The organism is Nonomuraea sp. NPDC050404, assembly GCF_040655495.1.
In the GTDB taxonomy this organism is placed as follows: Bacteria; Actinomycetota; Actinomycetes; order Streptosporangiales; family Streptosporangiaceae; genus Nonomuraea.
Genome location: NZ_JBFAKB010000021.1, coordinates 104,944 through 117,446, shown reverse-complemented (window position 1 = coordinate 117,446; position 12,503 = coordinate 104,944). Strand labels below are relative to the sequence as shown.

General features: G+C 69.7%; 13 protein-coding genes. 11 read left to right on the top strand and 2 right to left on the bottom strand.

Going from position 1 to position 12,503, the window contains the following annotated elements; genetic code table 11:
- Positions 1-79: 79 nt before the first annotated feature.
- The 6 genes from AB0I81_RS43765 (at position 80) to AB0I81_RS43740 (ending at position 6,912) form a co-directional block, all read left to right on the top strand.
- Positions 80-1,309, top strand: a complete 1,230-nt coding sequence (locus tag AB0I81_RS43765) for a Gfo/Idh/MocA family oxidoreductase (RefSeq protein ID WP_360670570.1) — start codon at positions 80-82, stop codon at positions 1,307-1,309.
- Complete coding sequence (locus AB0I81_RS43760; protein ID WP_360670567.1) at positions 1,306-2,553, top strand: ABC transporter substrate-binding protein; 1,248 nt, start codon at positions 1,306-1,308, stop codon at positions 2,551-2,553. Before AB0I81_RS43765 ends, AB0I81_RS43760 begins: the two co-directional genes overlap by 4 nt.
- Positions 2,550-3,464: a sugar ABC transporter permease gene (locus tag AB0I81_RS43755; RefSeq protein WP_360670564.1), complete on the top strand. Its 915-nt coding sequence runs from the start codon at positions 2,550-2,552 to the stop codon at positions 3,462-3,464. Before AB0I81_RS43760 ends, AB0I81_RS43755 begins: the two co-directional genes overlap by 4 nt.
- Positions 3,454-4,260, top strand: a complete 807-nt coding sequence (locus AB0I81_RS43750) for a carbohydrate ABC transporter permease (RefSeq protein WP_360670562.1) — start codon at positions 3,454-3,456, stop codon at positions 4,258-4,260. Before AB0I81_RS43755 ends, AB0I81_RS43750 begins: the two co-directional genes overlap by 11 nt.
- Before the next feature lie 69 nt (positions 4,261-4,329).
- Positions 4,330-6,423 (top strand): hypothetical protein, encoded by a 2,094-nt coding sequence (locus AB0I81_RS43745; protein ID WP_360670559.1) that lies wholly within the window; start codon positions 4,330-4,332, stop codon positions 6,421-6,423.
- A gap of 24 nt (positions 6,424-6,447) precedes the next feature.
- Positions 6,448-6,912 carry a hypothetical protein gene (locus AB0I81_RS43740; protein ID WP_360670556.1) on the top strand — a complete coding sequence of 155 codons (465 nt, stop codon included), beginning with the start codon at positions 6,448-6,450 and terminating at the stop codon, positions 6,910-6,912.
- Between the two features lie 91 nt (positions 6,913-7,003).
- Here the strand turns inward: AB0I81_RS43740 and AB0I81_RS43735 are convergent, their stop codons facing one another.
- Positions 7,004-7,528 carry a hypothetical protein gene (locus tag AB0I81_RS43735; protein ID WP_360670553.1) on the bottom strand — a complete coding sequence of 175 codons (525 nt, stop codon included), beginning with the start codon at positions 7,526-7,528 and terminating at the stop codon, positions 7,004-7,006.
- 107 nt (positions 7,529-7,635) lie between these two features.
- Here AB0I81_RS43735 and AB0I81_RS43730 point away from each other — a divergent pair, with 107 nt between their 5' ends.
- From AB0I81_RS43730 to AB0I81_RS43715, 4 genes are all read left to right on the top strand, one after another.
- The gene (locus AB0I81_RS43730; protein WP_360670551.1) at positions 7,636-7,788 is read left to right on the top strand and encodes a hypothetical protein; all 153 of its coding nucleotides are present in this window, start codon (positions 7,636-7,638) and stop codon (positions 7,786-7,788) included.
- Between the two features lie 82 nt (positions 7,789-7,870).
- The gene (locus AB0I81_RS43725) at positions 7,871-8,638 is read left to right on the top strand and encodes a hypothetical protein (RefSeq protein ID WP_360670548.1); all 768 of its coding nucleotides are present in this window, start codon (positions 7,871-7,873) and stop codon (positions 8,636-8,638) included.
- A 73-nt stretch (positions 8,639-8,711) separates the two neighbouring features.
- Positions 8,712-9,560, top strand: coding sequence for a polysaccharide lyase (locus AB0I81_RS43720; RefSeq protein WP_360670545.1), 849 nt, complete (start codon positions 8,712-8,714; stop codon positions 9,558-9,560).
- 44 nt (positions 9,561-9,604) lie between these two features.
- A complete protein-coding gene (locus AB0I81_RS43715) occupies positions 9,605-9,778 on the top strand; it encodes a hypothetical protein (RefSeq protein WP_360670542.1) in 174 nt (57 codons plus the stop codon).
- 18 nt (positions 9,779-9,796) lie between these two features.
- Here AB0I81_RS43715 and AB0I81_RS43710 read toward each other — a convergent pair whose 3' ends face one another.
- A complete protein-coding gene (locus tag AB0I81_RS43710; RefSeq protein WP_360670539.1) occupies positions 9,797-11,014 on the bottom strand; it encodes a beta-ketoacyl-[acyl-carrier-protein] synthase family protein in 1,218 nt (405 codons plus the stop codon).
- 202 nt (positions 11,015-11,216) lie between these two features.
- Between AB0I81_RS43710 and AB0I81_RS43705 the strand changes: the two genes are divergently transcribed.
- A complete protein-coding gene (locus AB0I81_RS43705) occupies positions 11,217-12,440 on the top strand; it encodes an aminotransferase class I/II-fold pyridoxal phosphate-dependent enzyme (protein ID WP_360670536.1) in 1,224 nt (407 codons plus the stop codon).
- The last annotated feature ends 63 nt before the right edge of the window (positions 12,441-12,503 follow it).

Sequence of the window (12,503 nt, the reverse complement as noted above, 5' to 3'; positions counted from 1 at the left end):
AACTTCCCTATTGACGACTACCAGCCCGGATCCTAGCATCAGCCGACATACGTTAACTGGTTACATAAGTGGAGGCGTGATGGTGACTCTCGCCGTGGTCGGCGCGGGTTCGCGGGGGACCTCCTACGCCCGCCACGCCGTCGAAACCGGCCGGGCGCGGGTGGTCGCGGTGGCCGACCCGCTCGGCGGCCGGCGCGACAGGTTCCCCGGGGCCGCCGCGTACGCCGACTGGCGCGAGCTGGCAGCGCTCCCCCGGCAGGCGGACGCGGTGATCATCGCCACCCAGGACCGCGACCACGTCGAGCCCGCGGTGCGCTTCGCCGAACTGGGTTACGACATCCTGCTGGAGAAGCCGATGGCGGTCACGGAGGACGACTGCCGGGCCATCGTGTCGGCCGCCGAACGCAGCGGGGCGGTGTTCGCGGTGTGCCACGTGCTGCGTTACACCCCGTACACGCGGGCCTTGAAGGCGCTGATCGACGACGGGCGGATCGGCGAGATCGTCAGCGTGCAGCACCTGGAGCCGGTGGGGTGGTGGCACCAGGCGCACTCGTACGTGCGGGGCAACTGGCGGCGGACCGACGAGTCCACGTTCATGCTGCTGGCCAAGTCCTGCCACGACCTCGACTGGCTGGTGCACCTGACCGGCAGGCAGGTCACCCGCGTCTCCTCCTTCGGCGGCCTGCACCACTTCCGCCCCGAGAGCCGCCCGGCCGGAGCGGCCGACCGCTGCCTGGAGTGCGCGGTCGAGCCGGACTGCCCGTACTCGGCCAAGCGCATCTATCTCCCGCTCGCGGGCAAGGACGCCTGGCCGCTGTCCGTGCTCACCGACGACCTGTCCGAGGAGGGCGTGCTGGAGGCGCTCAGGACCGGCCCGTACGGCAGATGCGTCTACGCCTGCGACAACGACGTCGTCGATCACCAGGTCGTGAACCTGGAGTTCGAGGGCGGCACGACGGCGTCGTTCACCATGACCGGCTTCACCCCGGCGCAACACCGGCAGACCCGGATCTTCGGCACCCGCGGCTCCATCGACGGCGACGGCGACCGCCTGACCGTCCACGACTTCGTCACCGGCCGCTCCTCGGTCGTCGAGACCCGCCCCTCGGGGGACGGGACGGCCAGGGGCGGTCACGGGGGTGGCGACGAAGCGCTGGTGGAGGCGTTCCTGACGGCCGTGGCCACCCGGGATCGTGCCCCGATCCTCTCCTCGCCGGCCGAGAGCCTGCACAGCCATCTCATCGCCTGGGCCGCCGAGCGGTCACGGCTGACCGGCGAGACCGTACCCCTGGAAGGAACCCCCCGATGAAAGCCCTCCACGTCACCACCGCCGCACTGGCGCTGACCACCGGCCTGGTCGCCTGCGGCTCGTCCGGCACCTCCACCACGCCGGCCGCCGCGCCGTCGCGCGGGCCGATCACGTTCCTCGGCGGCAAGTTCGAGGCCGAGTCGGTGCAGAAGATCGTCGATGCCTGGAACGCCGCGCATCCCGATGAGAAGGCCACCGTCGTGCTGCTCCCCGAGAGCGCCGACGAGCAGCGCCGCAAGCTGATCCAGAACGCGCAGACCAAGTCCGACGCAGGTGACGTCATCCTCATCGACGCCGTCTGGACCAGCGAGTTCGCCGCGAACCGGTGGGTGGACGAACTCAAGCTCGACACTTCCGGCTTCCTGCCCGCCCCCGTCGAGACGGGGAAATATCGCGACAAGCTGTATGCCATGCCGGTCTTCACCGGCACCGGCCTGCTCTACTACCGCACGGACCTGGTCAAGGAGCCGCCCAAGACCTGGGACGAGATGAAGAAGATCTGCGATGAGGTGCTGCCCGAGCAGAAGGGCATGAGCTGCTACGGAGGCCAGTTCGACAAGTTCGAGGGCCTGACCGTGAACTTCTCCGAGGCCGTGGCCTCGGCGGGCGGCGAGCTCGTGGACGCCTCCGGCCGGCCGCAGCTCACCAGTGACGCGGCGAAGAAGGCGGCCCAGTTCCTGGCCGACGGCTTCAAGAGCGGGATGATCCCGAAGGAGGCGATCACGTACAAGGAAGAGGAGGGCCGGGTGGCCTTCCAGGAGGGCAAGCTGCTCTTCTACCGCAACTGGGCCTACGGCTACGAGGCCGCCCAGAAGACGGACGGCTCCAGCAAGGTCAGCGGCAAGGCGGACGTGGCCCCGATCCCCGGGCTGACCGGCCCGGGCGCGGGCACGCTCGGCGGCAACAACCTCGCCGTCTCCGCCTTCTCCAAGCACAAGCAGACCGCGCGGGACTTCATCGCGTTCATGACCAGCGCCGAGCAGATCAAGGCGTTCGCGCGGACCAGCTCCATGCCGGTGCCGCTGGCCGCGATCTACGACGACCCTGAGATGATCAAGAAGTACCCGTACCTGCCCGCGCTGAAGGAAGGCATCCTCGCCGCGCAGCCGCGCCCGAAGGCGGTCAAGTACGGCGACGTCACGGCCGCGATCCAGGAGTCCGCGTACGCCATCGTCACCGGCGCCAAGCCGGTCGAGCAGGGCCTGTCGGAGCTGCAGACCGCTCTCGGGCCTCTGCTGAAGTGAGAGCCGCCCCGCGGGGACAGGCGTGGCTGGCGGCCGCCATGTTGTCCCCCACCATGATCGTGCTCGCTCTCGTGGTCTTCTATCCCCTGGTCGCGGCCATGCGGGAGTCGTTCTACGAGAGCGGCCAGCGCCTCGACGCCGACGGCTTCGTGGTGGAGGGCGAGTGGTTCGCGGGCCTGGCGAACTACGCGGGCGTGGTGGAGCAGCGCTTTCTGAACGCCGCCTTCAACACCACGCTCTTCACCGTGGTGACGGTCGCCCTGGAGGTCGTGCTCGGGGTGGTGATGGCACTGGTCATGCAGCGGGCCTTCAGGGGGCGGGCCTTTCTGCGGGCCAGCATCCTCATCCCGTGGGCGGTGCCGACCGCCGTCTCCGGCCTGATGTGGAAGTGGATCTTCCAGGCGGACGGGGTGGCGAACGCGCTGCTCGGCACCGAGATCCTGTGGACCGCGGACGGCGTCTGGGCCAAGCTCGCCGTGATCATCGCGGACGTGTGGAAGACGGCCCCGTTCGTGGGGCTGCTCGTGCTGGCCGGGCTGCAGATCATCCCCGGGGACGTGTACGAGGCCGCGCGCGTGGACGGCTCGACGCCGTGGCAGACGTTCTGGCGGATCACGCTGCCCCTGGTCAAGCCCGCGCTGCTGGTCGCGGTCCTGTTCCGGCTGATGGACGCGCTGCGCATCTTCGATCTGCCGTACGTGCTGGTCGGGCCGCGCAAACAGTCCGTGGAGACGTTGTCGGGGCTGATCTGGGACGAGGCCACCCGGGTCCATTACGGGCCCGCGTCGGCGTACGGGACGGCGTTGTTCGTGTACATCGCGGTGATCGCGTTCGTGTTCGTGAAGTTGCTCGGGGCGGATCTGCTGGGTGATGTACGGCAGCGTAGGAAGGTGAGCCGGAATGAGGCGTAATGCCGGGATGATCGGTATCGCCCTGTACTGCCTGGTGCCGTTCTACTGGATGGTGGTGTCGAGCTTCCGCCGCACCGCCGACATTTACGACAAATCACCATTTCCGGCCCCGTGGTCGCTGGAGAGCTACGAGGCGGTCTTCGCCGCGGACATGGGCTTCGGGCAGTCGCTGCTCAACAGCCTCATCGTGGCCGGCACCACCACGGCGGTGACGCTGCTGGTCGGCACCCTGGCGGCGTACGCGCTGGCCAGGCTCGCCTTCCGCGGCAAGAACGTGGTGCTGGCCCTGGTCATCGCGGTGTCGATGTTCCCCGGCGCGCTGCTCATCGTCCCGCTGCTGGAGCTGTTCACCTCGATCGGCTGGATCAACACCTACCAGGCCATGATCGTGCCTTCGATGTCGTTCGCGCTGCCGCTGACGATCTGGAACCTGACGACGTTCTTCCGGCAGTTGCCGTACGAGCTGGAGCAGGCCGCCATGGTCGACGGCTGCACGGCCTTCGCCGCCTTCCGCCGCGTCATGCTGCCCCTGGCCGCGCCGGGCATCTTCACCACGGCGATCCTGGCCTTCATCGCGACCTGGAACGAGTTCATCATCGCCGTCACCATGATCAACGACCAGGCCCGCCAGCCGGCCACCGTCCGGATCGCCCAGTTCACCGGCGCGGCCAAATTCGACACGCCGTTCGGGACGCAGATGGCGGCCGGCGTCCTGGTCACGATCCCGCTCGTCCTGCTGGTGCTGTTCTTCCAGCGCCGGATCGTGGCCGGGCTGACGGCGGGCGCTCTGAAATAGCCCCGGGGACGACTCCCGAACCGGAATACTGGTGCGGCAGACCTGATCCGATGAGACAGGGGGCCGCGCTTGCGTACCTGGTTCGAGCCCGAGGAGGCGGAGGAGTTCGAGGCGGCCAAGTCCGTCCTGCTGCGGCGCTGCCTCACCTGGGCGGAGGAGCACGGGCGGCCCGCCGACGACCAGCTGATCGCCGCGGCCATCGAGGCCCGCCACCACAGCCGCGACGGCCGCCTGGCCTATTGGGACGAGAGACAGATCAGGCGCTACCTGCTGGCCTGGGTGCCGAAATATGTGGTGGTCCCGAGGGAGATCCTGGAGATCGCCCCGGAGATCCTCCGTACGTACCTGCACTATCTGAGCGCGACCGGCCTGCGTGACCCCAGGGGCGCCACCTTCGCGGAGGCCGACGAGGCGATCACCCGGACCGGCCCCGAATTCCAGAAGGCCCTGGACGATCCCTATCTCCAGGGCCTGGCGAAGTTCTGGGCGCAGACCGCGCTGGACCACGGCAACGAGCTGGCCGACCCCGGCGCGGTGGAGGACTTCAGGCACGACCTCAACGCCGGCCACATCCGCTACGACCAGGACGTGCTCGACAAGCTCATCGCGTCGGGGGAGCCCGACCTGGAGGAGGACCGCGCCTTCCTCCAGCCTCCCATCACCCTGCCTTCACCCGCGGCCCTCGCCGAGGCCGCCGCCGGCAGCACCATCGTGCGCCGCCTCATCGCCCTGGCCACATGGGCGGGCAAGGACGGCCGCCCGCTCACCAGGGCCGGCAACCTCTCCCTGGCGGCGGCCCGCGACCTGTCGGCCCTCCTCGGCACCGGCGAACAGGACCTCCAGGTCCGCGCCGCCGCCGACCTCCCCCACCTGAGCCTCCTGCTGGCCTGGGCCAGGAAGTTGCGCCTGGTCCGCGTCACGAAGGGCCGCCTCTGCCTGGTCGGCAGATCCACCGCCCTGCTGCGGGATCCGGCCGCCCTGTGGACCCGCGCCTTCGAGACCCTCCCCGAACTGGGCCCGCCGCTCGGCGACTTCTTCGAGAAGATCCTCCCGGACGTCCTCAACACCATGTACGGCCTGGACGACACGCCCGTGCTGCGGCTGGCGGAGACGGCGTGGCTTGCCCACCACGACTTCATCCCCGGCGCGGACGCGGAGACGGCGTGGCAGGCCCACCAGGACCGCATTCCCGGCGCGAACGCGGAAACGGCGCGGCTGACCCACCAGGACCGCATTCCCGGCGCGAACGCGGAGACAGCGCGGCTGACCCACCAGAACCGCATTCCCGGCCCGGACGCGGAGACGGCGCGCGTCCGGGACCTCGCGCGCCGCCGCACGGCCCTCGACCTGCACCAGACCTTCGAGGTGCTCGCCCTGCTCGGCGCCGTCGAACTGACCCGGGGCCCCGCCCCCGAGCTCTGCCTCACCGACCTGGACGACGAGTTTCCGCCCGAGGCGGTGGAACGCCTGCGCACCCGCCTGGCGAACGACAACCTCCTCCTGGCCCGCCTGTCCCCCCTCGCCCAGCACGCCATCCGCGCGTCCCTGCTGTCGGAGGGCCGCGACGCTCCCCTGGTCGGCGAACTGTCCGCCGCGCCACCCGCCGAACTCCTCGGCGTCCTGGCCCAGCACTACCCGCCCAAGGAGGCCGCGGAAGAGCTCAACGCCTGGCTCTCCCATCCGGGCCAGGACGTCGAGTCCCTGCTTGATGCCGTACGCGCCTGCCCGTACCGCACCCGCGCCACTGCCATGCTGAACGTCCTGGCCGAAGCCCTCCCGCAGGGCCAGGCACTCCTGCGTACCCTGCGCCACGACCCCATCCTCGGCCCCACCGCCCTGACCTTCCTCGTGGACGACAGCGAGGTGGACCCCGCGGCCCTGGCCCAACGCGAGCACCTGCTCCTGGGGGCGGAGAACTTCCTGATCCTGCTGGAGCTGGGCGGCCCACAGGCCCTCATCGAGCAACTGAAGGCGATGGCGGGCAGGGACGCCTACCAGCTCGCCGCCTCGGTCCTGTCCTCCGGCCACCACGACAGAGTGGGCCTGACCGAAATGCACGACCTGGTAGCCGAACCCCTGCGCACCACCCTGAACCGCCCCTTCCGCCTCATCCCAGGCACCGGCCCCGGCTCGCAAGGGCGCCGCAGAAGGCGCAATCGCTAGCCGAGTCTCGGTAATGTCCCGACCGTGAGCTACGACGTGCACTTTGATCGCCGCCTGCCACCGAAAGAGTGCTGGGAGGACGGCATGGACGCGATGGACGCGATGGAGTATGCCGAGTCCATCGACTACACGGACGCCGATTTAGCCGCCTGGGGTCGTCTGATCCCACTCATCCGGGAGGACCTCGGTCAGGTCGAGGTCTCCGAGGGCCCGCCCAGCTGGGACATCTCGCATGGACCCACCGGCCTGCAGGTAAGCCTGTACGAGGGGCGATGGACGGCGAGCGTCCCGTACTGGGCCCACGGCCGGCAGGCGGTGCACATCTTGAAGACCTTGTACCGCGTCGCGGAGATCGTAGCCCGCGAGACCGGCACACAAGGTCAAGACCTTCAGCTCAAGCAGCCGGTGGCGAAGGTGATCAACTCACCCTCCGCAGGGCAGCGGTTCTTCGACGAGGTCGCCCAGCAGCTAGGTGGCCTCTCCTACTAGCGGTCGGTGCCATCGGTGTACTCGCGCAGGTGCTACCAGCAATTCCTCTGACCGAGGGCTCCGGAAGGGAATCCGGTCGGGCTGAGATCGACTACAGGTGATGCTGAGGCCGCCTGTCGGGTATGGCCGCATACCACGTGCCGTCATGTTCCTCTCCGGGCAGCCACGCCGGAGGGTCGGTCAAGCCGAGCGCCTCTTCGGCCCACGCCAGCATGTAAGCGTCCGTGGCCGAAGGCGGCCGGGGTGCTCGGGTGACCTCGTCCAGCAGGATCCAGCCGCGGTCGTAGAAGAGGGCGTACTGCTGGATGAGCAGGTCGCTGGTGGTGTGCCAGCAGTCCTCCTCGTTCTCCCGCCAGGGCAGCAGCCGCGTCTGCAGCAGGCTGGTGGCCCAGGCCCTCGCCTGGTGAGAGTTCAGCGTGCGTGGCGCGCGGCCGAGCAGGGTGCCCGCGACCATGGTCTCCCGGCCGAACCATACGGCCTGGCGGCCCGGGTCCGGCGGAGCGGCCTGCCTGGTGACAGGAGCGGCCTGCCTGGTGACAGGAGCGGCCTGCCTGGTGACAGGCGGGAAGCCGGAGACCTGCGTGTCGGCTTGCCTGATGTCGGGCACGGGAAACATGTCCTGAGTGTCGCCAACTGACGGGACGATGGAGACTTGGGTGTCGGCCGTGTGAAGATCATCACCTGTGAACACGCGCCCAGGATAGCGACGCACTGTTCTCGAGGGTGAAAGATCGCCCTGCCGTCCTCGACCGGCTCGTCCAGCCGTGGCTCGGCGCCCCCGGCCAGGCCGCCTTCTACCGGCAGATCGCCCAGGCCGGCCTCCTCCAGGAGGACGCGCCCGCCGAACTCATGGCCCTCTTCCAGCGACAACACTGAGTCCGGCCCCGTGATCGATTTGCCACGGACGGGTATGACGAGAGCTGATGCCGGTGCTCGACCTGGTGGAGGGCTCGTCGCGATGGACCCGACCGATGTCTACTACGACCTGTGCCGGCGGCTGATGGGCCCGTTGCGCACCACGACGCTGACCGCGGCCCAGCTCTGCGAGGTGGGCCGGATCGTGCACGGCCGCCCCGAGGGTTTCTCCCTGTACGGCGTCCAGGCTCCCGCCATGACGGCCGCGGGCATCCAGGTCCTGGGCCGGACCTCGGTGGAGTGCTGCGTGGACATGCTGTCCCACGCGGTGGCGCAGGCCGTGGCCGAACTGCTCCGCGAAGGGGAGGGCGACGGGCCGCTCGTCGCGGAGTTGTTCTGCGGCTCGGGCAACCTGGGCGCCCATCTCGGCCGTACGCTCGGCGTACCGGTGTACGCCTCCGAGATCGATCCGCTCGTCCACGACGCGACCAGCCACAACCTGCGTGTGACGGGCGCCTCGACCCGGCTTCGGCTGATCGACTACCGCGCCCTGCTCCCCCTGCTCCCGGTCCACGGGCCGCTCGACTTCTATGTCATCGAACCCCCGTGGGGCCCCGCCGTAACGCCCGACGGGCTCGACCTGCTCGGCACCTCGCCGCCCGTACCGGAGATCCTGGCCGACATCCTGCGCGCGCGAGATCACCGGCCGTGCCTCGTCGGGATCAAGGCCATCGACCGCATCCTGCACGACTCACTGAACGTCGCCTTCACCGGCGCCCGCCACCTGCGGACCGTCGCGACCCAGCCGCCGTTCCCCGACGGCGTCAGGATGCAGTTCCACATCTTCCGCCTCGGGCCGCCCGGCACGTGAGGAGGACATACCGCGCCTATACCGGCTGTCATTACGCTCGCGCTTCACTACCCACGCGACGGAAGGCGACGAAGTGACATCCCGGAACTACCGGTTGGGTGCTGCCCGCGTGGCGCTGGTGGCCGGCTGCGCCATGCTGTCCATGCTGTCGGCCGCGCAACCGGCCACGGCGGCGGGCACCCTGAGGTTCACCTACGAGGACGGCAGGATCTCCTCGGGTACGGCGCTTGAGGTCAACAAGTGTTGCGGCCACTCGCTCGGGATCAAATCCCTGGCGCGGACCGGCAAGTACGCGGTCATGAGCCAGGTGCGATACGGCGATCCGGCGGTCGAGGGCGGGGTCAGGGCCGAATCGCACACGCTGCGCAACACCGCGAGCCACTTCAGGTCGGGCAGCACGGCCTACTACGGGTTCAGCATCTACATCCCGAGCACGTGGCAGAAGGATTCCCGGGAGGACATCGTCTTCCAGTGGAAGCCGTGGCGCGACACGTGCGAGGCGCAGAAGTGGCCCAGCGCGTTCCTCACCGTGCAGCCCACCGGCAAGTTCCAGTTGCGCGTCAACTCCGACGCCGGCCGCTGCTCGACGGCCGAGTCCCTCAAGAAGGACAGCTACGACCTGACCGACGTGCAGCCGGGACGGTGGCACGACTTCGTGTTCCGCATCAGGTGGAGCCACGGCGACGACGGCGCCATCACCGGCTGGCACCAGACCCACAAGACGCCCGGCTGGAAGCGGGTCGTGAGCGCCACCGGCGCCAACACCTTCAACGACGACGCCACGACCAAGGGCTATCTGAAGTGGGGGCTCTACAAGCCCGCGTGGAACACCGCCCCGACCCTCGTCCAGGAGCGAGTCATCTTCCACGACAACGTCGCGGTGGGCGCCTCGTTCAACGCGGTCAACCCCGCGAAGAACTGAACCTCGCTCCCTTCAGCTCCGCAGCCTGCGCCCTGCGCCGGCGAATGGCCCACCTGGCCGGGCAGGAAGTGCTGCGCCCGGACGTGACATCCGGGCAGGCGGCGGACCTGCTCTGGCTGCTGACCGGCTTCGACCTGCTGTTCACGGGCCGGTCCATGCCCGTCGCCAAGGCCGCGGCGACCCTGATCGCCACCGCCGAGCGCGCCCTGTGCCGTTGAGTGATCCGGACACCTCCGTCAGCAATTCGGGTACGGGGTGAAGACCAGGCTGGCGTTGTGGCCGCCGAAGGCGAAGGAGTTGGACACCACGGCGCCCGGCTCCAGCGGGCGCGGGGCCCGGGGCACGTCGATGTCGCAGCGCGGATCGAGCGTCTCCAGGTTGGCCGTGGGATGGATCGTCCGTTCGACCAGGGTGAGCACGCTGACGACGGCCTCGATCGCGCCGGACGCGCCGAGCGCGTGGCCGGTGACGCTCTTGGTGGAGGTGACCGGGACCCGGTGCGGGCCGAAGACGCGGGCGATCGCCTGCGCCTCGGCGAGGTCGTCGAGTTGGGTGCCGGTGCCGTGGGCGTTGACGTGCGTCACGTCGCCGGGTGTGAGCCGGGCGTCGGCAAGGGCCTGGCGCATGCACCGCTCCGCGCCGTCGCCGTCGGGGTGCGGCATGGTCAGGTGATAGGCGTCGGAGGTACGGCCGTAGCCGGCCAGTTCGGCATAGACGCGACCGCCGCGCCGTACGACGTCCTTGAGCCGTTCCAGCACCACGAAAGCGGCCCCTTCGCCCATGACGAAGCCGTCGCGGCCGACGTCGAAGGGACGGCAGGCGCGTTCGGGGTCGGCGACGCGCGTGGACAGCGCCCGGCAGCGGTGAAAGGCCAGCAGCATGGTGGGCGAGATGCACGCCTCCGCGCCGCCGGCCACGACGACGTCGGCCGAGCCGTCCCTGATCAGGCGCAGTCCTTCGCCGATCGCGTGGCCGCCGGCGGCGCAGGCGGTGGAGACCGTGACGCTGGGCCCGGTGATCTGATGCCGGATGGTGAGCCAGGCGGACGCGGCGTTGTGCATCGCCTTCGGCACCGTCAGCTGGGTGCGGGGGTGCCCCAGGAAGGCCTGTTCTCTCGATTCGTTCCCGGCCAGCGCCGTTCCGGTCACGACGGCACGGCGGCCGGGCTGGGCCGGCAGGCCGCCGGCGTCGGTGATGGCGTCGGCGGCGGCGCAGGCGGCCAGCAGGCTGGTGCGGTCCATACGATGCGCGTGCCTGACGCTCACATGCTCCTCCCACCCCGGATCGTCCACCTTGCACGCGAACGTCACGGGCAGGTCGTCGATGAGGAGGGAGGCGATGGTGCGCGCGGTGGAGTGACCCGTCACGAGGGTGTCCCACAACTCTTTCAGATGGTGCCCGGCGGGCGTGCGCACGCCCAGGCCGGTGACGGCGACGCGGGTCCGTGCGCTCATCACATGGCCAGCTCTTCGAAGATCGTCTCAGTGGTCATCGCGGAACGTCCCTTTCCAGGAGGGTGGAAGTGGGACTCAGTATGGCGAAAAGATTACTCGCTGTAACTGTCCTTGGGTAAAGAGATGGCAAAGCCACTCCCTGAACAGGCAATATCTCTTTCAAGATCTCTTATGCAACACGCTGTGTAACGATCGCTAGGAAGTGAGCCAGACCATGCTGGACGCCTTCAGCAAGTGCCAACCCCGGCCGGACGCGTGCTACGCCATCGCCTCAGGGGTCTTCCCCTACCACCACTCCATCTCCGAACGCCTGGCGAACAGCGAAGTCGTCATCGACGGCACCGCCGTGCTCATGGCCGGCTCCAACGACTACCTGGCCCTGTCGAACGACCTCCGGCTCAAGGCCGCGGCCGCCTCCGCGATCGCCCGGCTGGGCACCGGCAACTGCGGCTCCCGGCCCGTCAACGGCACGCTGGCGCTGCACGAGAGGCTGGAAGGCGAACTCGCCACCTTCCTGCGGCAGGAGGCCGCGCTCGTGGTCACGACCGGTTACCAGGCCAACCTCGCGCTCAGCGCCCTGTTCGCGCCGGACGACGTGCTGTTCACCGACCAGGGCGTACACGCCTCGCTGCTGGACGCCGCCCGCCTCGGCCAGGCCGAACTGCACCGCTTCCGGCACAACGACGCCGTTCAGCTCGAAAGCCGGCTGAAGGCCACGCCCCGGGACAGGGGACGTCTCATCCTGACCGAGGGCATGTTCTCCGCCGACGGCAATCTGGGCGACCTGTTCTCATTGGCGCGGCTCGCCGGCAAGCACGGCGCCCGGCTCATCGTGGACGGCGCGCACGACGTGGGCCTGCTCGGCCTGGGCGGCAGGGGCGCGGCCGAGCATCTCGGCGTGCTGGACGCGGTTGACGTACAGACTCTGACGTTCTCCACGTGCTTCGGCACCCTCGGCGGGGCCGTCGCCGGGCCCGCGGCGGTGATCGACCACGTGCGACTGAACGCGCGGGCGGCGCTGTTCTCCGCGTCGCTGCCGCCGGCGTGCACCGCCGCGGCGCAGGCCGCGCTCGGCATCATCCGCGCCGAGCCCGAACGCCGCCAGCGCGTCCTGGCGGCCGCCCGCCGCCTGCGCGCCGACCTCACCGGCCTCGGCTTCGACACCGGCCTGGGCATCACGCCGGCCGTCCCGATCCGCGTGGGCGAGCCGCTGGTCTGCATGCGGCTGTGGCGGGAACTCCTGAACGAAGGAGTCTTCACGGGCGCCCTGGTTCCCCCGGCGGTCCCGGACGGCACTGCGCTCATCCGCATCGGCGTCACCGCCGCGCACTCCGACGCCCAACTGAGCCGCATCGCGGAGGCGTGCGAGAAGGCAGGCCGCCGGCTCGGCCTCATCCCTTCACGACGACCGGCCCTCACCCCCTGATTCCTGACGCTCTTCCGCCGGGTGCCGGGTCCCGACGGCACCCGACGGGCCCGGTCGTGCGGC